This is a genomic window from Levilactobacillus sp. FUA 3915 (genome assembly GCF_044053135.1).
Taxonomy (GTDB): domain Bacteria; phylum Bacillota; class Bacilli; order Lactobacillales; family Lactobacillaceae; genus Levilactobacillus; species Levilactobacillus lanxiensis.
On record NZ_CP168704.1, the window covers coordinates 1691012 to 1713257 of the forward strand.

At 52.5% G+C, this 22246-nt stretch carries 19 protein-coding genes; 8 read left to right on the forward strand and 11 right to left on the reverse strand.

Annotated elements, in window-relative coordinates:
* Positions 1-236: 236 nt before the first annotated feature.
* Together ACEPST_RS07875 and ACEPST_RS07880 are read left to right on the forward strand one after the other, a co-directional pair.
* Positions 237-905: a GNAT family N-acetyltransferase gene (locus tag ACEPST_RS07875; protein ID WP_204121236.1), complete on the forward strand. Its 669-nt coding sequence runs from the start codon at positions 237-239 to the stop codon at positions 903-905.
* Positions 906-1722: 817 nt separating this feature from the next.
* On the forward strand, positions 1723-2853 hold the full coding sequence (locus ACEPST_RS07880; RefSeq protein WP_204121235.1) for a GGDEF domain-containing protein: 1131 nt from the start codon (positions 1723-1725) through the stop codon (positions 2851-2853).
* A gap of 701 nt (positions 2854-3554) precedes the next feature.
* Here ACEPST_RS07880 and ACEPST_RS07885 read toward each other — a convergent pair.
* From ACEPST_RS07885 to ACEPST_RS07905, 5 genes are all read right to left on the reverse strand, one after another.
* On the reverse strand, positions 3555-3752 hold the full coding sequence (locus tag ACEPST_RS07885; protein ID WP_204121234.1) for a hypothetical protein: 198 nt from the start codon (positions 3750-3752) through the stop codon (positions 3555-3557).
* A gap of 647 nt (positions 3753-4399) precedes the next feature.
* Positions 4400-5863: a WxL domain-containing protein gene (locus ACEPST_RS07890; RefSeq protein WP_204121233.1), complete on the reverse strand. Its 1464-nt coding sequence runs from the start codon at positions 5861-5863 to the stop codon at positions 4400-4402.
* 18 nt (positions 5864-5881) lie between these two features.
* Positions 5882-6964 carry a DUF916 and DUF3324 domain-containing protein gene (locus ACEPST_RS07895; RefSeq protein ID WP_204121232.1) on the reverse strand — a complete coding sequence of 361 codons (1083 nt, stop codon included), beginning with the start codon at positions 6962-6964 and terminating at the stop codon, positions 5882-5884.
* A gap of 306 nt (positions 6965-7270) precedes the next feature.
* Positions 7271-7996: a WxL domain-containing protein gene (locus ACEPST_RS07900; RefSeq protein WP_204121231.1), complete on the reverse strand. Its 726-nt coding sequence runs from the start codon at positions 7994-7996 to the stop codon at positions 7271-7273.
* A gap of 370 nt (positions 7997-8366) precedes the next feature.
* On the reverse strand, positions 8367-8798 hold the full coding sequence (locus ACEPST_RS07905) for an Rrf2 family transcriptional regulator (RefSeq protein WP_204121230.1): 432 nt from the start codon (positions 8796-8798) through the stop codon (positions 8367-8369).
* A 740-nt stretch (positions 8799-9538) separates the two neighbouring features.
* Here ACEPST_RS07905 and ACEPST_RS07910 point away from each other — a divergent pair.
* Together ACEPST_RS07910 and ACEPST_RS07915 are read left to right on the forward strand one after the other, a co-directional pair.
* Positions 9539-10114 (forward strand): NADPH-dependent F420 reductase, encoded by a 576-nt coding sequence (locus ACEPST_RS07910; RefSeq protein ID WP_395390643.1) that lies wholly within the window; start codon positions 9539-9541, stop codon positions 10112-10114.
* Positions 10115-10246: 132 nt separating this feature from the next.
* Positions 10247-10411, forward strand: a complete 165-nt coding sequence (locus ACEPST_RS07915) for a hypothetical protein (protein ID WP_204121228.1) — start codon at positions 10247-10249, stop codon at positions 10409-10411.
* A 302-nt stretch (positions 10412-10713) separates the two neighbouring features.
* Here ACEPST_RS07915 and ACEPST_RS07920 read toward each other — a convergent pair whose 3' ends face one another.
* The gene (locus ACEPST_RS07920) at positions 10714-11754 is read right to left on the reverse strand and encodes an alcohol dehydrogenase catalytic domain-containing protein (protein ID WP_204121227.1); all 1041 of its coding nucleotides are present in this window, start codon (positions 11752-11754) and stop codon (positions 10714-10716) included.
* 108 nt (positions 11755-11862) lie between these two features.
* Positions 11863-12738 carry a LysR family transcriptional regulator gene (locus ACEPST_RS07925; RefSeq protein ID WP_204121226.1) on the reverse strand — a complete coding sequence of 292 codons (876 nt, stop codon included), beginning with the start codon at positions 12736-12738 and terminating at the stop codon, positions 11863-11865.
* Positions 12739-13299: 561 nt separating this feature from the next.
* Between ACEPST_RS07925 and ACEPST_RS07930 the strand changes: the two genes are divergently transcribed.
* The 3 genes from ACEPST_RS07930 to ACEPST_RS07940 all read left to right on the forward strand — a co-directional run bounded on the left by ACEPST_RS07930 (position 13300) and on the right by ACEPST_RS07940 (position 16369).
* Positions 13300-14169, forward strand: coding sequence for an aldo/keto reductase (locus tag ACEPST_RS07930; protein WP_204121225.1), 870 nt, complete (start codon positions 13300-13302; stop codon positions 14167-14169).
* Positions 14170-14175: 6 nt separating this feature from the next.
* Complete coding sequence (locus ACEPST_RS07935; protein WP_204121224.1) at positions 14176-15039, forward strand: aldo/keto reductase; 864 nt, start codon at positions 14176-14178, stop codon at positions 15037-15039.
* Positions 15040-15190: 151 nt separating this feature from the next.
* Complete coding sequence (locus ACEPST_RS07940) at positions 15191-16369, forward strand: DUF998 domain-containing protein (RefSeq protein ID WP_204121223.1); 1179 nt, start codon at positions 15191-15193, stop codon at positions 16367-16369.
* A 40-nt stretch (positions 16370-16409) separates the two neighbouring features.
* Here the strand turns inward: ACEPST_RS07940 and ACEPST_RS07945 are convergent, their stop codons facing one another.
* The 4 genes from ACEPST_RS07945 to ACEPST_RS07960 all read right to left on the reverse strand — a co-directional run bounded on the left by ACEPST_RS07945 (position 16410) and on the right by ACEPST_RS07960 (position 19585).
* Positions 16410-16949 carry a hypothetical protein gene (locus ACEPST_RS07945; RefSeq protein ID WP_204121222.1) on the reverse strand — a complete coding sequence of 180 codons (540 nt, stop codon included), beginning with the start codon at positions 16947-16949 and terminating at the stop codon, positions 16410-16412.
* A gap of 126 nt (positions 16950-17075) precedes the next feature.
* Positions 17076-17474 carry a transglycosylase gene (locus ACEPST_RS07950; protein WP_203639757.1) on the reverse strand — a complete coding sequence of 133 codons (399 nt, stop codon included), beginning with the start codon at positions 17472-17474 and terminating at the stop codon, positions 17076-17078.
* Positions 17475-17713: 239 nt separating this feature from the next.
* Positions 17714-18541: an undecaprenyl-diphosphate phosphatase gene (locus tag ACEPST_RS07955; RefSeq protein ID WP_204121221.1), complete on the reverse strand. Its 828-nt coding sequence runs from the start codon at positions 18539-18541 to the stop codon at positions 17714-17716.
* A 132-nt stretch (positions 18542-18673) separates the two neighbouring features.
* Positions 18674-19585, reverse strand: coding sequence for a hypothetical protein (locus ACEPST_RS07960; RefSeq protein ID WP_204121220.1), 912 nt, complete (start codon positions 19583-19585; stop codon positions 18674-18676).
* Positions 19586-19958: 373 nt separating this feature from the next.
* On the opposite strand from ACEPST_RS07960, the gene ACEPST_RS07965 reads away from it, so the two are divergent.
* Positions 19959-22148 (forward strand): hypothetical protein, encoded by a 2190-nt coding sequence (locus tag ACEPST_RS07965; RefSeq protein WP_204121219.1) that lies wholly within the window; start codon positions 19959-19961, stop codon positions 22146-22148.
* The last annotated feature ends 98 nt before the right edge of the window (positions 22149-22246 follow it).

The following is a 22246-nucleotide window of genomic DNA, read 5'->3' on the forward strand; positions in this document are numbered from 1 at the left end:
TAAATAGATAGAGCCCCTTCACTAAACTGTGTAGAATGAGTCACAGTTAATCAGGAAGGGGTTTTTGATTAACGGGGGAAGCATCATCCCGGCACCATCTGCGGGGGAGCAACACAGCAGAGGCTAGGAGTAAGCAGAATAGAAGCAGGTTAATGGTTATTGGAGTAGTACGGAAAATTTAAAATGGGCGCCGGACTGTGGGGACAGACACGACGCCAGAAAGGGGGCAGCCAATCATGCTGAGTCCGTTACAAATTCGGGAGCTCCACTACGCAGACGTGCCAGCGTTGGCGGAAATTGTGGGTCAACTCTGGCAATTCAATCAAACTAATCGGGGATTAAATGAATCGGCGGCGCGGGTCTACTTGCGGACGTGCTTGACGCAACAGAACTACGTCCGGGTCGCCGTGTGGGAGCACCAGGTGGTGGGGGCCATCTTGGCGGATACCAAGTACCGCAAGAAGGAACGCGCATATGATCTGTGGCAACTGGCAGTGGCCAAGACGGCTTTAGCCGTTCGGCCGGGGGGCTGGCAATTGTTGCGGCAATTACGCGAGCGAGGCACGATTGATGACCATCTCTTGTCTAGCCTCCAGCGGCACGAGTTCTTGGGGGAAATCGTGCTGTTGATGGTCGACCCGGAGTATCAAAACCTGGGTATTGGCCACCAACTGGTTCAAACGGTTGCTGAGTATTGGGATACAGCACCGGTTGATAAGGTGTACTTATTTACTGCGGCAGAACGCGTGGGGCGTTTCTACCGCCAGCAGGGCTTTCAGGAAAGCCAACGTGAGCAAGTTGATTGGCCAGCGGCCGACCAGCCGCGCCAGTTAGCTGGGTACTTGTACACGGGCCACGTCAGTGATTTGGCGACTGCCCCCAAGCACTATCTATCCAAGGAATAAGGTCAGGCCTGGGCCGAACGGGTTGCGTTCGCTCGAGGTCAACACAAGTTTTTCAGTCAAATAAACCACGAAGACCGGTTGATTATGAACCGGTCTTTTTGTGTTTTAGGACAATTAGTTAATAGTTATATTAAGACGCTTAGTAGAATTGTTTACATAATTCAGCACTTTGGCCATTCTGGTGATAGTTTTCCCGTAATAAATGGCTTAATATTGGACACAGTCAATTAAGTGGTAATAAATTGACTGTGTAGACAACTAATTGGGTCATTTAGCAGAGGTGTTGGGTATCAATTCCCCGCAACTAAGCGTAAATGACCCCTTTAATCAGTGCTACGTGGTCGTTAAACTAGTTATGTGGCTACGGTTTAAAGCCGTGTCAGTTGCTGAGTAAAGCGACCAAGACACACCGAACAGACGATGGTAGGGTGAAAACCAGCCACCGTTTATGGTTTAAACCAGTGTCAGCCGCAGGGCTGGTGAAACTGAGCCGTGCAGGTCGATGTTAGTGACCAGAGGCGGGCCAAAGTGCCCAGCTGTGTCGATGGTCTTAGTAGCGTCCTTTGCTACTTAGCCCATGGGGCAACCTTTGTGACCGATTCTCAGGCACAAAGTTGAGGTGGAAGCCAGCTTCTCAGGCTGGAACCGACCCCACAGCAGGGCGCTTTGAGCCCACCGCCGGGAACGGCAAGCATCAACCCGCGTTCCGGCTCAGTTTTCACCGGCCCGGAGGCGAAGTTAACAATTGTTAAAACCAGGGCCAAGCGTGGCGCTGGCTATTCACGTAAAAAAATTTAGAAAAGAAGAGGGTTTCGCCATGACGTGGTCTCATTGGCAAGTGCCGCCATTTATCACCAGTGTGTTCTTTGTTTTAGGGGTTTTCACGCTCTATTGGGTCTCATATAACTGGATTGCCTCCTGGGCGCGGAACCACTGTTTAAAAGTTTCAGAGGAATCCATCAACACGTGGTACGGTATCGCGTACATGGTGGCCTTTGCATTTGGCATTCAGACCTTCGTAGTGGGGCAGCCAAATTCCTGGGAGTTCATGAATTTTCAGTTGATTGCCGTTATTTTCTGTGCGTATTTCTTAAATATTCACATCCCGTACTATTGGTTCTTCCCGATTCTGTTGGCGTACATGACGTTCAACGGGTCGCTGGGCTACTGGGAGTCGTGGGGGCACGCGGCCACGATGATGACGTTCTTCATCACGTTAAATGTGATCCGGGTGCGTTATCACAATCACAAGATGGCGCCAGTGCTGTACATGGCAGTCGGTATCCCATTTGGGGGCCTACTGTGGCTGTGGATGAAACTGAAGGTTGATTTCACCTGGATGACATTCTGGGAAGAGTGGGCCTACCTGATCATTTTTGAGGTGTTACTCTATATTTACGTATCCATGCTGTCTCACGATGTCGAGTTAAAATTACGGCTGGCCAAGTTTGCCAGTCACGACGCCTTGACCAAGACGGAAAACTTTGCGGCTTATACGGATGCTATCCAGTACCTGTTTGACGAGCACCAGAACAGTCGCCGGCCGCTGGCCATGATGATGTTTGATATCGATCATTTCAAACACATCAACGATACCTACGGCCATTCGGCGGGGGATGCCGTCTTGCAACAGGTCACCGACACGGTTCAGACCGTGCTAGAGGCCAATGACTCGACGGTCAAACTCTACCGGACCGGGGGCGAGGAATTTAACATCCTCTTCCCAGGGTATGATTTGGCTGAGACCGAGCACATCGTCAAACAGATTTTTACCGCGGTGAACCATTTGGAAATTCACTCCGCGCAGACCATTATTCACGTGACCATTTCCGTGGGGGTCTCGGCGGTTTCTGGGGATGACCAGTCGCCGATTGATTTCTACAACCGCGTGGACCAGAACTTGTACCACTCCAAGCGCAACGGCCGGATGCAGGTTACTGTGGCTTAGCCTTTTTACACTTGTTTGGGTCGTTTAGGGCGGGATTGTGGATGATTGGCCGCCTGCGGCTTCCAGGACTACGCCTGCTGTGGGGCCGGTTTCCGCCTGAGGGGCGGGCTCCCACCTCGATTTGAAACCTCGCTGAAGTTCGCGAGTTTCCAAAGTCGTCCCAGGCTGTAAGCCGGCTCAAAACGCCGACTAACAGCCTCGACACAGCCGTCTCCGTCCTGGCTTCCTCCGGCTCTTGGTTGAGTTCTGACTGGCAGTTGGTGTTAGAACCAGACCCCCACCTGCCCATGGTAGTTGTTGGTGGCAACAGTCAGTAGTCATGTGGTGTTGGTCCTAGTGGCTGGTAAAATAGCTGATTCCTGTCAGTGACCAGAGGCGGGCCAAACTGCCCAGCTGTGTCGGTGGTCTTGGCTGAGGTTTTTACTCAGCCTAGCCCACGGGACGACTTTTGAGACCGCCCCTTGGCTCAAAATCGAGGTGGAAGCCCGCCCTTCGGCTGGAACCGACCCCATAGCAGGGCGGTTTGAGCCCGCCGGCGGGAACGACCATTAAAAACAAATTTTACGATTTTAGATAGGTTCAAAGCAGATAGCAAAAGACGCGACTAACGCCATGCGGAAGGTTAGTCGCGTCTTTTTGCGCTATTCAGAAATTTGTGTAGGGGATACAGTATGTGACAGCGCCTGAATAGCGCGGTGAGCTTAAGCCATCAGGTACGGCACATCCCGGCCGATGGAGGCGCGGATGATGGCTTGGGCCGTGGCCCAGTCTTCCTGATTGACCAGGATGGCCGTTGCATCGGTGTCAGTTGCATGCAGCGTGACGGGATGGTGTTCTGAAACCGCTTGTTGGATGAATTGATTCAAGTTAGAGTTGTTTTCGGTATTCATATTTTTCATGTGGAGTTCCTCCAGTTTCAAAGACTACAGTCAGGTCGTTTGAAGTTGGTAGCGACTTGCGTTTGAAACGGTATCGCTATCCATGAACCTATCATAGCTGATGGGCCAAACGACTGCACTGGGGTTTGCCTGAAATTTTTCTGATAAATTCTCAGATAAGGCGTAGCGGTGGAAATCGGCGGTAGCCGTAATCGGGTGACCACACAAAAATACTGGGTTCTCGGCATTGAGGACTCAGTATTTTTGTGAGATGTGAAAGAATAACTAGTCGGTCAAGTCCAAATAGACAGACCAACAACAAATCTAAGCAGGGCCAGTCCAACCAAATACACTTCGGGATAGACCAGCCCAGTACAGTACGTGTACCAAAGTAAGCAACCTGTCAGCCAAGCGGTCAGTAAAAAGCGCGGTCGCCATCAGTGACCAGAGGCGGGCCAAACTGCCCAGCTGTGTCGGTGGTCTTGGCTGGGGTCCTTTCCCAGTCTAGCCCACGGGACGACTTTTGAGACCGGACTTTGGCTCAAAATCGAGGTGGAAGCCCGCTTCTCAGGCTGGAACCGACCCCATAGCAGGGCGGTTTGAGCCCGCCGGCGGGAACGAACAGTTACCGCGAATTTTTCACTAAGACAGTCAGACTGACAGGCAAGCTAGCTTGGGGCGACGGAGAGGGTCCAGGTGACGGTGCTCTGGTAGTCGCCCGCCGTCACCAATGGATCTTGGCTCAACAACAGCTGACTATCGGTGACGTCAAAGTCCTGGCCGTCGTAATCGCTGGAAGTGTAAATCGTGGTGGCTTCATTATTGGCCGGCACGTTCTGGTCCAGCCGGTCGGCGGGGTCGTAAATGTCGAGCGTGGTTGCGCCCAGGTGACCACTATCCGTTCCACCTAGTGTGAATTGGGGCAGGGTCGCCGTGAGCGTCCAGTCGCCGCCGGTCTCGCGACTGTCGGTGACGGTCAGTGAGCCGTTGTTGTTGCCATCGTAGTTACTGCCATTGCTGGCGACATCCATGTTGTCCAGGGTCGCGTCGCCTTGGCACAGCGTGGCGGCGTCAATTCCGCCGAAATTAAAGTTCGGCACCGCCGTCAGGGATAGCAGGCCGGTCTTTTCCACGGTCAGGAGCGCTGAGTTGGTGGTAACCGATTTAGTACTCCCGTTTAACGTGTAATTCAGCGTGGCGTAGTACGAGGTCCCGTTATCGCCGGCCACGGAAGCACTGTTGACGGTGTAACTGGTGTCCGTCGAGTCCAGGGCCGTGGCGGTGCCGTCCTCAACGCGGTACCAATTGGAAACGGTCATGCCCTCTGGTAAATCTCTGAGGGTAAACGTGGCGTCGCTGCCTTCCTTAACGGTGACGTTTTGTAGCGTCCCAACCATGATTTTGACGGAATCTTTTTTGCCGTTACTGGACCCGGTAATCGTGACGATGCCGTGGTCGTTGGCCAGACCATCGGTGTTGCTTGAGGTATCGGCCGCGACGACGTTCCCGTATTCATCGACCGAGGCCAGCGACGGATTACTGCTGGTCCAGGTGATGGGGTCGGTCGCGGTGCTGGGCGTGACGGTCGCGTGAACCGTCGTGATTTCACCGTTGTACAACGCGGTGCTGTCGGCCGTGACTTTGATACTGGTCGTAGGCACCCGGTCGGGCATGATGATGACATCGGCGATCCGCGACCATTCGTTGTAGAACAGGCCGATGCCGGTAAAGTCGTATTGACATTGAAAGTACAGGTGGGTGACGCCACTGACTTGGGGGGCGGTAAACGTATAGGTCGTGCTGTTCGAGCCGACCTTACTGTAGGTGTTGCCGCCGTCCGTGGATTCCCACCAGACGTATTTCCGACTGCCAAAGGGGTTGGTCAGAGCTTCCAAAATGTTCCGGGTCCCCTTGGCGGACAGCGTGACAGTGTCGCCGGAAATGTGGTTAGAGTCGATGGGCTCCTGCGTGAAGCCCCCGGCTAAGTTGATGCCCAGAATCGACGTTGGGGGTGACGTCGGCGTTTGCGGTGCGGTACTGGCTGCCTGAGCGGAAACGCCAATATTGAGGATGCTCAGGCCAACTAGGAGCCCAATCACCAGCCGGGTTAATTGCCGTTGCCATTTACGCATGTCCAACACCCCCATGTCTTACGCGTGCGTATCGTTTGTTGACTGCGAATCGTCTGAATCATCTGAATCATCGTCGCGTGACCGCCGTTTGCCTAGCAGGTAGGCGCCAATGATCAACAATAAGGATAGGAATAAGAAAAGTAATAACCAGAGCCACCAGTAGGCCGGTTGCTCATCGGATTTGATCACGGAATTGTGCTCCGCGATTTGTTTTCGGGTCAGGGTAAACGTGCCGCTAAAATTCCACGTGCGTTTGCCACTGGTGACGTGGAGCTTCAACGTGTACTTGCCGGCCGATAGTTTTTTACTGCCGAGGCCGACCTGGTAGTCGAACCAGCTATTGGGCGCCATGGAACCGTTGTGGAGGTTCTCCGTGGCAATCTGCTTGCCCGTGCTATTTTGCATGACGCGGGCCGCAATATCCATCCGGCCAAATAGGGCGGGTGTCAGATTACGGATGCGGGCGAACGCCGTTGGATGGGTGTTCGGCTGCCGCACGCCGACACCGGCTAGTTTCAACTGGGTGCGGAAGGTCTGATTGGGCTGACACTGGAGCGCCACGGCGGTGACCTCGGCGTAGCGGTTGTTCAGCCGGAAGTCGGAGGCGTCGCCGTTTTCCGTTTGCGCCTTGGTGGCGTGCGGGTCGGTCACGAACAGGCCGCCGAGCACCTCACCGGAGAAGCCGGCCGTGGGAATCTGGGTATGAAAGGTGACCGTCTTCCCTTGGCGTGGGGCCAGTGTGATGCTGACGGGCCCCGACGTCATCTTGGTAAATGTGGTCTGGGCCGAGGCATCGGTCCGTTTGGACGGAATGTAAACAGCGTTGCCACTGTCGGCAGTAGTGGCGTTGACCGGAATCACCTGGAGTGTCCGGGTGGTGTTGCTGGGGTTCGTTACCGACAGCTTCAGCACCTGGGTCGCTCCGGGCGTGACCTTGAGATCGAAGTAGCCCGCCTTCGTCGAAATCTGATTTTTAGGCAACAGGGGGGTCGCCGCAAAATTGGCGGGCACCTTGGCGGCGGAGGCGGGTACGGCACCAGCCAGTCCCCCCGTCAGGAGCAGGCTGGCGGCGAGGAGGGGGTAAAGCCATTTGAATTTCATTTCAGCACGACCTTCCTTGATCAGTGAACCGCAGCCGTTGGCGGGGAAACGTCTTAGTGAGGTGACCTTAACTGTTTAGGCGGTTAGGGGGATTCTGCTTGAGTAACTAAGACAAAAAGTAGTCAGAAGCCGGCGCCAATCGCGACGCAGATGGTTAGTTAGATTAACCGGTTGCGGTAAGTATCGGGTTTAGCTAACGTTCAGTGCTAGTTAAACCCGGACCTACGGGTATTAGACGCCATGCGGCTGTACAGTCAAACGGCGTCTAATCCCAGACTATTTAACTGACAAATGACTGGTACGTGGCTATTGGGCAGGCGTGGTGGTTGCTGGGGCATTTTGTAAGGCCCAGTAAAGCGTCGCGTCGTAAGTCCCAGCGACAATGGTGGGTTGCTGATCGACCAGTAAGTTACTGCTCGTAGCGGTCGTGGCGCTGTTGTTGCCTTCACCCGTTTCAGCGGACGCGTTCCACAAGGTTTGTGGACTGCTGATCCAGCCGTTGGTGACGGCGGACTGCGTTAATTTCAGACTGCTTGGCGCAGCGGTGGCACTGTTGTCGAGGGTGCCCGGCGTCTGATTCAAGTTCAACGTCGCGTTGGTAATGGTCGATTTGCCCGAGGTAAAGGGACTTAACCCCACGGAAAGTGACCAGCCGGCGTTGTTGCCACGGAAGTCAGTCACGTTCAGGGTACCGGTATTGTTGCCGTCGTAAGCGGTTCCACTAGTGGGTGCCCCACTGGTGACCGGAACCGTGGTGTTAGCCGTGGCGATGTCTTTAACACTGACGGTGCCTAACATGATGTTAGGTACCTGGTTCAGACTCAACGTCCCGGGGGTCACCGTAAATTCCGCGTTGGACGTGGCTTCGGCATTGCCGGTGCTGTCCGCAACGTAGCCACTGGAAACGTTGGTCAAGTTACTGGTTGCGGTCCCAGGACCAGCGGCGCCAGCGACTAACGGATTCAAGGCCAGCACGGTTGCGGCGACGGCCACAGTACTGCCAACGCCACTCAGTAATTTTAGAACACGCATAATTTTCTCCTCCAATCTGGGTTAGACCCAAGTTTGACTAAGCAAAGTACCGACTTGGTTGGGTGGCCAACGGTGCCGGTCGCACTGGGGTGACAGAGGGCTGTTTGCGGGGGTTGGCCGGCAATGGTTGGTCACGGGAACCAAGTTAGGGTTAAATAAGTGTCGCTCTCCTCCGGTGGCAACTGTATGGTAACAGGGATTGGGTAGTGACAGTTATGAGAAGGCTAAGCTTAGCGTGGTGACTACACCAACTGCAAAACGTGGGGTGTGTTTGCTGGTAAAATGTGGCGCAGCACTTCGCATGATACAGGGGAGACAAAAATTGCCGGCTAATTGGCTGCGAGCGCAATTAGTCGGCAATTTGAATAAGTTACTCGGTGGTGAGTCGTTGCATCAGCGTGACGTCATTGAGGACGTCCTGCAGCGTGATCTTGGCCATCTTGGCCTCCGCAGCGGCCTGAATCTCTTGGTAGTAGTTGGTTAAAACCTTTGGGACGGTCTGACCGACTGGACAGTTCTGCGAGGTGTGGGTGTCCACGTTGAGCAGGGGTGCCTGGTTGGGCAGTGTCGCGTAGATGTCCCGCAGCGTGATGGCCGCCGGTTCGCGGGCGAGCGCCAGTTGGGTCGGTCCATGCGTTGGCGCTAAGAGGTCGTGGTGTTTTAAATTGGCCATGATCTTACGGATGAGGCTGGGGGAGGTTTCTAGACTGCTGGCAATTTCTTGGCTGGTCATTTTTTTGCCTTTGAAGTAGGCGATGTAGACTAGGACGTGGATGGTGTCACTGAACTGCGTGTTCGCCATGTTTTTTGGCGCCTCCTTTATTTTTTGGTTACATTGGTTTTGGGCCTGGGTTCAACGTTAGTTCTTGGCAGCGCCTCCGGGCTGGTGAAAATGGGCCGTGGCGCTGTGGGCGCACGTCTGGAGCCAAAGGGCGGTCTCCAGACTTACTTTGAGCCTCTGAGAAGCGAGTCTCAAAGATAGCAGTTGCCTAAGCGGGAGACCCGCTAAGGCAACTCCCACGGCTGAGCCCATTTTCACCAGCCCTGCGGCTGACACTGGTTGAACCCAGAACCAGCAGTGGCGGCGTCAAATGAGTCGGCGCCAGTTCTTGCTGCTTTGATTCTTCTGTTGGTTGTGGGGTGGTCTGCTATATCTGACGAGGTTTAACCTTGGCTCGCCTCTGGTCACTCCCACGACCGACCCAGTTTTCCCAGCCCTGCGGCTGACGGTGGTTGAACCCAGAACCAGTGGTGGCGGCGTCGAATGAGTCGGCGCCGGTTCTTGCTGCCTTGTTTTTTCTGTTGGCCAGTGTGACAGATTGGATTGTTGAGCTGTTTTACTTTAAATACAGACAGTAATTAAATGAAAAGTGCAAATCAATTCTGTATTATATTCTATAACACTTTGGCGAAAAAATCAGGTAAAACCGTTTGATTAAATTAATTTAAGCGAATTCATTGACTTTAATCGTTAATTGACGTATCTTAAAAGTGTACTTAAAAATAATACAAAATATAAAAACACATCAGGGGGTCTGCATTATGGCAGCAATTACAATTTTTGGTAAGGGTAACATGGGTCAAGCAATCGGTGACGTCTTCACACAAGGTGGGAACCAGGTTAGTTTTATTGACGCTGGTGACGCTGTTGAAAACTTGGGTTCAATCGTCGTTTTGGCTGTGCCATTCAACGCTGCGTTGAGCATTGCCAAAGCTAACCAAGCCGCTTTAGCTGGCAAGGTTGTCGTGGACATTACCAACCCATTGAACTTTGACACTTGGGACGAATTAGTTGTTCCCGCTGACAGTTCCGCAGCTGCACAAATCGCTGCCTTATTGCCAGATTCCAAGGTGGTTAAGGGCTTCAACACGACCTTCGCCGCAACGCTACAAAGCCGCAAGGTCAGCGACCAAGTCCAAACGACCGTCATGGCCGCTGGGGATGACGCCGCTGCTAAGCAAGAATTAGCCGACGCCTTGACCGACAGTGGTGTGGCCTTCGTTGACGCTGGTTCATTGAAGCGTGCCCGTGAACTCGAAAGCTTTGGTTTCTTACAAATGACCTTGGCTGCCAGCAAAAAGATTGGCTGGACCGGTGGCTTCGGCGTTTTGAAGTAAAGAGTAGAATAGAAGATTAGTGAAATAGTAAGGGCCCGAGAACGTTGATGTTCTCGGGTCCTTTTTGTGAGTTGCGGCAGGGTATCATTTTCTAAGAACCTGTTATACTGTGTTGCAAGGAGTGATTCGGTAATGGCTAATCAGCAAAATGAGCATCACGTAAACCCTGAAACTGAGGCGGCCAAAGCGTTAAGTGTGGCGATTCAACAGGAAATCGCCGCTGGCCGGGTTCGAGAAATTAAGACTGACAAGGAATTAGACGAGTGGTTGTTAGAGCCAGACGAAAAGAAGGATTAAGCCGAGGTTGCTGGCTTAATCCTTCTTTTTTAATATGAAATACATCAATTTTAAATGACGTTGTTAATACGAAAAACTGAAAATAGATGATCATTGTTAGTGACCAGAGGCGGGCCAAAGTGTCCAGCTGTGTCGGTGGTCTTGGCTGGGGTACTTTCCCAGCCTAGCCCACGGGACAACCTTTGAGACCGTTTCTCAGGCTCAAAGTTGAGGTGGAAGCCCGTTCTTTGGCTGTAACCGACCCCACAGCAGGGCACTTTGAGCCCGCCGCCGGGAACGGAAAACAAACGATCAATCTATTTTTAGTCGACAACGACGAGGGACTTGATAGCCTCACGCTTCGTCATAGCTTGGTAAGCATCGTCAATGGCGTCCAAGGTGAAGGACTTCGTGAAGACCTTCCCAGGATGGATGTCGCCGTCGAGAACAGCCTTCAACAAGGTTTGCTTGTCGTAGGTCGTCACGGAAGCGGGGCCCCCGGCGATGATGGTGTTGCTGTAGAAGGAACTGCTCATGTCCATCTTTGGTTCGTGTGGCAGGCCAACCCGGCCAACGATGGCGCCTGGACGGCCGACCTTCATAGCGGTGTCGTTAGACTGTTCCGTCCCGACACATTCGAGAACGGCGTCGGCACCAGCATTGTTAGTCATGGCCATTACCTTGGCAACCGCGTCGTCACCACGTTCAGCGATGATGTCGGTAGCACCAAATTCAGTGGCCAGCTTTTGCCGGTCTTCGTGACGGCTCATGATGATGATCCGCTTAGCGCCGCGCATTTGAGCAGCGATGACCCCACAGAGACCCACGGCACCGTCACCAACGACAACAACCGTGTCACCGGTGGAAACGTTAGCGACGCGAGCGGCGTGGTAACCGGTAGCCATGACGTCGGCTAAGGTCAGCAGGGACTTCAGCATTTCTTCGCTGTAGTCGGCTGGCTTGCCAGGAATCTTGACCAGGGCCCATTCGCCGTGTTGGAAACGAATGTATTCGGCTTGGACACCGTTACTGAAGTTGTCGGTGTGGTTTTGGCAATCGCCGTCAAAGCCGGCCCGGCAGGCTGCACAGTGGCCGCAACCATGAGTGAATGGGGCGATAACAAAGTCGCCGGGTTGGACGGTCGTGATGTCACTGCCAACTTCTTCAACGATCCCGATGGCTTCGTGGCCGGTGTTTTCGGAGTGCTTTTCCTTGTCTTCAAGCCCGCGGTAAGCCCACAGGTCGGAGCCACAGACGCAGGTCCGGACAACGTGAATAATCACGTCGTCGGGTGCTTGCACCGTTGGTTTGTCAATATCTTCAATTTGAACTTTTCCAGGTTCCATGAACATGGTGGTTTTCATAAGTTTGTGACCTCCTAAACATATCTAAGTGAATTTTAAGCGTTTGCTTTTTGAATGTAAAGTAACTGAACTTTTCAATCTTTCTGTCGGGTGGGTGGTACTTTCAGGTCACGCCTCAGGCCAGGCGTCCTTCAGCGTCGTGATGACGGGCGTTACCCGGGACGTAGTGGCTGTTAAATAGCTGGCGTAAATGGCCATGTGGGCCGCCGCATCACTGATGGGTAGGAGTCGCCGGTTGTCATTGGCCGTTGCTTGTGGCGGCAGGGTCGGATCGAAGGGCGAGACGTTGGTGGCGAAGTAGGGGAAGTCGGAGAATTTGGTAATCTCCGCCATGGCTTCCCGTTCCTTTTGGTAGAAAAACTTGGCGTCGGGGATGTTGTCCTGGATGATGGCGCGCCAGGGACCGATGTCGACGGGCACCACGAAACTCAGACCGGCCAGATCCGCGAAGGTGACCGCGGACTGATTGGCTTGGTACATAAACTTGTTGAGGTGGATCGCTAAATTTTCCGGGCCAATCAAATTGCTGGTGATGTCGGTGGCATCCAGCGGGTGGTTGGTGAAAACTAACGTGTACTCATGATTACGAAGGCTTTGCGCTGGTTCGGGAAGCGTGACGGTCGTGACCAGTTGGAGGCTAGCGGGGAGCTGGGCTGTCAGTGATTGCAGGACAATCATGGGCCCGGGCAGAGTGGCCGCCACCTTAAGCACGCGTTGATTGTGGTCAAAATTTTGAATACGGACCGCGGTCTCCTGATTGGCTTGTAATAGCTTGGCGGCTTCCCGGGCGGCGAGTTCCCCGGTCGCGGTCAGGCGTATCCGGTTGGGTTGACGGTCGAAGAGCTGCACGCCCAGGTCGGTCTCGAGCTTTTGCATGCCCCGGGTCACGGTCGGTTGCGTCACGTTGAGCATAGCCGCGGTCTTAGCCAGTGTTCCCGTCTGGGCAAAGGTGACGAGTTCTTGGAGTAGGTAATTGTCTAACAAATTGGTGAACCTCCTTGATGGGTAAAAGGAATTTTGAAGCAGGGGGCGGAGGTACTTTGAAGTGCCTTCTTCTATTTGGTTGAGTGGCGGTTATAATGAATTTTGTGGTTAAGACTGATTGAGGTTAAATAGACCAATCAGTCGTTGCCGTTGAGAGGGTAATTAGCAATTTAAACTTGGCTGTACCACAGGATGGTGAAAATAGGCTAGCCGTTGTTAGTGACCAGAGGCGGGCCAAAGTGACCAGCTGTGTCGATGGTCTTAGCTGAGTGGTTTTTACTCAGCTTAGCCCATGGGACAATCTTTGCGACCGTTTCTCAGGCGCAAAGTTGAGGTGGAAGCCCGTCCTTTGGCTGGAACCGGCCCCACAGCAGGGCATTTTGAGCCCGCCGCCGGGAACGGACTAGCCACCGCGTCCCGGTCTATTTTCACCATCCCGGAGGCGAAATCAAAGACTAGTATACATCAACCGCATACTAGCATAACTTATTGGTAATTTTCAACGGATTGGTTTGGGACTATAGTAATCTCATCAGTTGAGCGAAAGGCAGGATGAGTTAAATGACAAATGTCCCAACAATTAAATTAAACGATGGTCATGAGATGCCACAATTAGGCTTCGGGGTCTTTCAGGTTCCCGATTTGAAGGAATGTGAGGACGCCGTGGTGGCCGCTTTGCAAGCGGGTTACCGGTTACTGGATACAGCGACGGCTTACCAGAACGAAGAAGCCGTTGGCCGTGCCATCAAACGCAGTGGCGTGCCCCGCGACGAAATCTTTGTGACCTCGAAGCTGTGGGTGTCTGACTTCACCTACGACCGGGCCAAACAGGGCATCGATGCTTCACTGGCGCGTTTGGGCCTGGATTATTTGGACTTATACCTGTTGCACCAGCCTTATGGCGACACGATGGGGGCTTGGCGCGCACTGGAAGAGGCCCAACAGGCCGGCAAGATTCGCTCGATTGGGGTCTCTAACTTTTACGCCGATCAGCTGAAGAACCTGGAGCTGACCATGAACGTGAAGCCGGTCATTAACCAGATTGAGGTCAATCCGTGGTACCAACAACCCACTGAGGTGGCGTTTAACCAGGGCGAGGACGTTCGCGTCGAGGCCTGGGCGCCATTCGCTGAGGGCAAACATGACATCTTTACCAACGAAACGATTGCCGCAATTGCCCAGGCACACGGCAAGACGGTGGGTCAGGTCATCTTGCGGTGGCTCCTGCAGCGCGGTATCACGGTGATTCCCAAGTCCGTTCACGCAGAACGCATGGCGGAAAATATCGCCGTCTTTGATTTCGAATTGACTCCAGCAGAAATGACCACGATGGCGACGTTGGACCGGCAAGAAAGCCAGTTCTTTGATCACCGCGACCCGGTCACGATTGAACAAATTTTCGGTTCCAGTTTAAAACAATTAAAGGAGTAAGCTAATATGACAACGACACCAACGATTAAATTAAATGATGATAACGAGATTCCTGCAATTGGATTTGGCGTTTTCCAAATTCCTAGCGACGGGTCCACTTACAAGGCCGTGACAGAAGCGCTCAAGGACGGTTACCGCCACATCGACACGGCTGTGGCCTACTTTAACGAGGCTGAGGTCGGCCGGGCGATTAAGGATAGCGGCATTCCGCGTGACCAAATTTGGGTCACCAGCAAGCTTTGGCTGCAAGACTTCGGGTATGAACCAGCCAAGAAGGCCATCGATTTATCCCTGAAGAAGTTGGGCCTGGACTATTTAGACCTTTACTTGATTCACCAACCCTATGGTGATGTGGTCGGCGCTTGGCAAGCCATGGAAGAAGCCCAAAAAGCGGGCAAGATTCGCTCAATTGGGGTCTCCAACATGACACCGAAAATCTGGAACCACTTTGTGCCTGACTTCACGGTTATGCCAGCCGTCAACCAGGTTGAATTCAACCCGCTATTCCAGCAGCACGCCATCCGCGAAATCATGGCGGCCGACGATGTGAAACTGGAAGCCTGGGCACCCCTGGGCCAAGGAAACCAAGCATTGCTAACTAATCCAGTGATTGCCAAATTGGCGGAAAAATACCATAAGGACGCGGGACAAATCATCCTGCGGTTTGAAAACCAACTCGGCGTCATTGTTTTTCCTAAGTCCGTGCATGCCGACCGGATCAAGAGTAATTTGGATATCTTTGACTTCACCTTAACGGCCGATGAAATGAAGCAGTTAGAAGCCTTGGATACCGGCAAGGGGAACCATGACCCCGATGCCCCAGGCGTTGAACAGATGTTAGCGGCTTACGATGTGCACGCCGACGACTAATAACTAATCAAAGGGAACTGACCGTGAATGGGTCGGTTCCTTTTGGGCTTCCAGGATAAATTAATCACGTCCTTCACCAGAATGGCGGGGCGGGCCGTCACAAAATTTGTTATAATTGGCTTCATTGTGATATGAACGACCTGGAGGAAAAATGACAAAGAAAGAGTTTCATTTAAAAATACCCGCAGAAATCAGCGACCAACTGCATCTGAAGGAAGATACGCCCGTCAAATTGGTGGTCAAGCGGGACCGGCTGGTGGTGCAACTCAATGAACCCCGGCAACAATTATTTCAAAATCGGGTGCTGCTGTGGCCGGTGTTAACGGCGTTAGTGGTCAGCCTAGGATTCTATATATTTTTACGGCTTCAAAGTATTCATACGGTAAAACTGGTGGGCAACTACTCGTTAGCGACGATGATTATTTTGTTGGGGGTTAGCATGGGGACGCTCTTGTTCGCTGGCTTCTTTATTCGCGACCGCAAGAATCCCCACACGCATTTTAGCCAAAACATCTACTGGCGAAACTTCCCGGTCATCGTGTTATCCTTCGCCCTGATTCTGGGATTGGCGCTGACCGGAAGCATGTGGCTGCTGGGCGTCCTATTCAAGGGGGCAAGCTTCGGCCGGGTGACGGCTAGTCTGATTCTGTTTGCCTTTGGCGTGGTGACCAACTCGGTGATGATCTACTTTGCCCTGGTGGTGGACGCCGGCGTGTTGTCGACCGTGCTGATCCTGGTGATTATTAGCGGCGTGGTCATTGCCATGGCCGTGAACAACCAAAAATATTGGTGGCAACATAACCTGAGTTTCTTGGGAACCAATGGGGCGGCGAGCGGGTGGCAGTTCAATGCCACGCTGATTTTCTCGGCGCTATTGATGATTGCGTTGATCGATTACCTCTTTGTTCGGCTCCATGAGGTCTTCCCCAAGTCGCGGCAGTTGTTGGTGTTACGCACACTGTTGACGCTAACCGCACTGGATTTGGGGATGGTCGGGGTCTTTCCGAACAATGCCAACTCGCATGAGCTTCACGACCAAGTTGCCGTGTTCCTGGTGTACTTCATCATTGCGCTTATCGTGGGCGTGCGCTGGCTCTTGCCAGATATTACCAAGGATTTCCTGTACCTGTCAGATGGTGTCGGCGTGGCCCTGGTGGTTGCGGCGCTACTGTTCCAGGTATTTGGGTACTTTTCCCTGACCGCGTTTGAAATGATGGCGTTCGTTCTGGCCTTTGGTTGGCTGTTAATGCTGCTGGACCGGATTGAAGCGTTGATTGATGTGGGAACCGAGGGTGTCTTAGAACGTGAAAAGAACGAAAAAAATGGTTAATGCCGGTTGGGGCGTTAACCATTTTTTTCGTTGTTTGTGTTTAGCGATGATTCAGAACCGTCATCTTCGTGGGCATCGACCGGACTTTCTTCATGGCGTGGTCGGCGTTGAGTTGCTTGATAACTTTCGACAGGGTCGTGGTGGCCGTCTGATCCTTATGAAAGGAGTGGACAATCATACTGTCGTAGGTGACCTTGTCACCGCTGAGTGAAAACCAGTTGGGCGCCAGGTTCTTTTCCGCGGACGTGATGTTCATGCCTGACCAGACCAGGTAGCGCGTCGGGTGCTTCTTGGCGAAGTGTTCAACCTGCCAACCGGCTTGAAAGTCGTTGACCTCTTGCCACCGCTGAAGCTTGGTGTCTTTGATGGCGTAATAGATTAGACAACTGTAGGTGAGCTTGGGACTGGCCTTCAATTCGGCTAGGGTGAGCGGCGGTGTGGTGTGCTTAGCCACCTTTTTAGTCGACTGAGAGTTAGTTGTGGGGGTTGGTGTGCTTGAAGGGGTGTGGTGAGTCCAAACCAGGCCGCCAACAAGCAACAATAAGACAACGGCACCAGTGGCGATTAGCCATTTTTTCAAAATCATCATTCTTTCGTAGATTAGCGTTTAGTTCTCAGTGTAGGGGAATCGGGGGTGAATGACAAATTTGGGCAAGAAAAAACGACCGAACGGGTTTAAGCGTTCGGTCGCAACTTAAAATCTAGTTTAGTACCAGTGGTGATGTTGCCAGAAGGACTTTGCTTTCGTCCAAGAACCGTAACGACCAGCGACGTACTTGTTGGCAGTCTTTTCTTGGTTGACGGCGGATAAGTCACCGTGCAGGTAAGACTTCAATAATTGGTAACGACCATAACAGTTACCGTTACGCGCACGGTAGCTGTAGCGGGATTCGCGGAAGGCAATCCAGTTCTTGGCGGCCTTTTGCTTCTTGGACAGGCCGGAGTTGATTTGGGCGATTTGCTTCTTTTGGTTAGCAGACAGTGTAGCGGCTTCAGCGGTCACACTAGGTTCTGAAGTGAAGCTAGTGGCAACATTGGCGATCATGCCGAATGAGAAGCCAAAAATTAATAAGATTGAAGCTAATTTGATTTTAAATTTAGTCATATTTTTTTAAACACTCTTCCTCGTTTGTTAATCTCTACCCTATAGGATACGCGATGAATGTTGCAATCGTGTTACTACGCAATTAAAAGGGCGTCACAAGCGAGTAAAGTTATATGACGTAAACTCCGGATACATAGGGGTTACGATACCCTCTCAACCTAGATGGCTCTAAGCATGTAACCGAATTTATACAAATGTTTCAATAGTGAATAGGAAGACTTATTAGCAGTCAATAAAATCTACCGGATTAATCCGAAATAGCCAATCACGATGATTCCGAGGACAATTCGGTACCAGCCGAAGGGCTTGAAGTCGTTGTTTTTAATGTAACTCAGGAGGAACTTGATCGACAGGTAGGCCACGATATAGGAAACGATGACCCCGGTCAGGAGGACAATCACCTGGCTGTAGGTAAAGGTGTTGCCATGAATGAAGTATTTGAGGACCTTCAACGAGGAGGCGCCAAACATGGTCGGAATCGCTAGGAAAAAGGAAAACTCGGTGGCCACGTAGCGGGAGGCGCCAATCAAGATGGCGCCCAGGATGGTGGCCCCTGAGCGAGAGGTCCCGGGCACCATGGCCAGCACCTGAAAGAGGCCAATACTAATGGCTAAGGTGAGGGGCAATTGGTTCAAGTCAGTAAACCGGGGAGTCTTAGTCCGATTGTAATTTTCAATGATGATAAACAAAATACCGTACAGAATTAAGGTCGTGGCGATGACTTGCCAGCTGGTCAGGTGGGCATCCATCCAATCATTTAGCGGCAGGCCAATGATAACCGAGGGTAAAACGGCGATGATGACCTTGACCCAGAGCGTCCATGTCTGGTGACGCTCCAGTTGATTTTTACTGCGGGCCCAAGGATTCAGCTTGGTGAAGTAGAGAACCAAAACGGCCAGAATGGCGCCTAGTTGGATGACCACCATGAACATATTAATGAAGGCGGTGGGCTCGTCTAATTTGATAAATTCGTCGGCGAGGTACAGGTGACCGGTGGAACTGATTGGTAGGAACTCCGTGACCCCTTCGATGATACCGAGAATAATGGCTTTAATAATATCTAACACAAGAAGACTCCTTTTATGTAGAAGAATAGTAATCTCTAGTTTACGGGAGTCGTGTAAAACTCTGATGATGGTTCAGTAAAAGATTGGTAAATGAAAAAGGCCCACAACCTATTAACGTTGTGAACTGCAAGTTTAATCGTTTTCCGAAGCCAGGCCCCGCATCGCCGTGACCTTGCGAAAGGCAAAGACCGACCCCAGGAAGAAGCAGGCCGCCAGCGTGGCCGCGATGGGCAGCGTGTGGAACATATTTGCCGGTAAGACCAACGCTAGTAAGGGAAAGGCGTAGGCGGCTGGCAGCTTGATGCGTAATAGTTGCAGCAGGACAAAGACCAGCGGCAGCGCAATCAGCGTGGTTAGGAGCCAGGAGGCCAAGGCCAGGTGAATCAGGACGCCCAGGGTTGCGGCGCCGGCCAGGGCAATGATCTGCTTGATGGCGAGTTTGCCGGGATAGGTTGGCATCTGGGACACCTCGAAGAAGACGACCAGTACCGGCGGAATCCCCGCCATTTGGGGGAAGCCGGCCAGCCAGACTGCTGCGACCCAGACGGAAGCCACCAGCGTGAAGCCTAACATGTGGGACACGTGGAGCGGTTGGCCCGCTGGCTTGCCGCGGTAGTGGCCCTGCAACAGGACGCCCACGGTAAGCGACAACGTGAAGACCAGGATGGCCACGATAAATGACCAGTGCGTGGCGTTGATAATGATGGGCAACAGGCCAGTCGCGAAGGACGGTGCTAGGGTTGAACGTAAAACGCTGAGTAACAGTAAGATGAGCAATAGCGTCAGGTAGACCTTTTCGGCGTAGGTGATGCCGAGTTGATTGACCAGAAAGCCAATCACGGCGGTGCCGGATGGGGCGAGGAAGATTTTAAATGGCTGCGCAATCCAACTACTACTATGGTAGATCCAGGTGCCGGCCGTTAACGCGCCAATTTCGGGTAGGATGATTTCGTAGTCGCCGAGTAAGGTGGCGGTGGTGACCATCAACAGGACAAAAACGAATCCTATCAGGTAATCCCGGACTTCAGTTTTAGACAATGACATGGTGCAGGGGTCCTCCTTAACAAGTTGCTTTATATATAATCAGAATTTTTGAATAATCGTTTTTGATTATAGCACGTTATTCGTTTGCTTTCAGGCCCGAATGGAATTGGAAACGTTGTCATTACAGTGATTTAGCTGTATTTCTGCCGGACCAATAGCAACTAGAGCAGTGCCTTTCATTTTGATGACAAATCCAAGAAAACTAGGCAAGTGATTTTCACCGCCTGAAAATCGGCGTTCACCCGATAACAACGACGAGAAATAGTTTGTTATTTAAAATACCTTACGATTTAAACGATTTTAGTGTATAATAAAAACCATTGAATATGTTCGACAAAAAATGCTTCAAAGTAAATCGAAGGAGTGAGCAGACATGCGGGTAACACAATGGGGCCTAGGACTAGTAGGGTTTATTGTGGCAATGGGGATTGGTGCCAATGGGGTGGCACACGCCGACGCGGACTTAGACAATGCTTTAAACACGGCGCCCCAAGGCATCAAAATTCAGGATGCTAGCGACAGTAGCGCAAATATTTTTACGCCCGGGACGGCTTGGAGCAAACAGAAATTCAATCAGTCCAAGGTGGTTGATGTGCCCGAGAGTGCCGGTGTCTCCGGGACCCAAGCGGTCGAGGTGACGAATGGCGCTGGCCAATCCGGTGCCATTTGGTCCACGGACAACAATCCCTTTCCACTGAACTCCAAGCACGTGCAGGAAACGGCATCGATGTGGATGTACTTTGGCAATAAGCAGAGTGCCGGAACTGCGGGCGAGGGGATGGCCTTCGTCTTGCAGAATGATAGCAATGGGTTAGCGGCGACGACTAAGTATCAGACGGCGTTTTTAACTGGAACGCCAACTATCCAGGGGGAGAGTTTAGGCGTTTGGGGGGCGAGTTACTTCGGCAATATTTCGCCTGACGCGGTAGCGAAAACAGCGATTCAGCACAGTTGGGCGATGGAATTTGACACAGAAGCTAATAAGGCGGCTAATAATGCAGCAGATTTCAGTAATTCTTTTGATAATATCGCGAGTGTTTCCGGCGCACACATTGCCTGGAATTATCCTAGTGATTCCAAGACCTATATAGCTGATTCCAGCATTTCATCTCCCAATATGTTGCATCGAGGAATTGTGAACAATCTAAGTCTATCCGATGGTAAATGGCACCACATCACCCTGACGTGGAACGGGTACAACACGATGACTTACACCATCGACGACAAGGATCCCCAGACCGGTGAGGCGTTGAAGGGCCAGGGGGCCGACTTTGGTTTGGACCCTGGTGGTCAAGTCGGTGGGGGAAATGACCCGACCACCATCACGACCACGGACTCCGGCGAAACGCGCTGGGGCTTTACCGGGACGACGGACTCGTCTAAGTGGGAAAATAACTTGGTGATTTTTGAACAGGTTCCTGGGCTGGTCAACGCAACGGCGACCAACACCCTGACCGATGTCACGACCGGCAAAGACATTGCCAGTGGGGACAAGGTCAAGTCGGACGACAAGGTTAAATTGACCTACAATCTGGGGTACGTCAACGGCCGGCAGGACTGGAAGAACATTGTGGCTAAGCTCAGTCTGCCGCGTGACCTGACGTTTAGCCAGGCGACCGTTAGCTACGGCGCCACCCAGGTAGCGACCCTGACCGGGGACAATTTAACCAGTCAGCTAGCCAAATACACGTTGCCGCAAGACTTGAGTAGCTCGAATACAAAAGCTAGCATTACGCTACAGGGGACGGCCGATGACGTGACCAAGGAAACGACCGTGCCCGCCACAACCAGTAATTTTGACGGTACAAATGACATTCTGAGTACCGATACAGTGCCGTTTACCCTGACACCGAACCGCTTGATCTCAATCCACAAACTCAGTGGCGACCCGGTCAACGTGCAGCCAAACCAGGACACTAAGGTGATTGGGACGGTGGGGATGAGCAACATTCCCGACGACTACGATTACCGAAACGTTACCGTGACGGGGACCCTCAACGGTAAAACGCTGACGACTCAACCGGATGACGAAGGGGAGTTTAACTTTACAATTCCCGCTGCCGACCTGACCTCGGGTAGTAATTCACTAACGGTGAAGGCAACCGATGAAGAAGGCAACAGCTCCGACGCCGCCACCTGGACGCTGAACATGGGCGTGCTCCAGTTGGCCAACGTTTCCGACCAGGCGAAATTTACCACCAAACTGACCGGTTCGGCGCAAGATGTTGAGCCGGATGCGGGGTGGACCATTAACGTGGTCGACACCCGTGGCACCGGGAGTGCGTGGACCTTGCAGGCCAACGCCACAGCTCAGGCGACCACGCCGGATGGCCAGCTCTCGGGGAATCTGGTTTATAAACGCCAGAATGGGACCGAGGTCACGCTGAATCAGACACCACAGACCGTGATGACCCATACCAATACGGCGACGGACACGGGCACGACGGACGTGACCAGCAGCTGGGGCCAAAAGGCCGGGATGCAGGCGCAGATCAACAGTGATGCCATTGTGGGCGATTATACGATTGTCGTCGGCTGGCAGCTGATCGATGGCGTTTCCTAATTTTAAAAATAACGCAAGAGGCTGGTTGAAGTTTGCCAGCCTTTTCATGTGGGTTGGGGTATACTAAAAAGAGCAATCAAACCATCAGGAGGAACAAC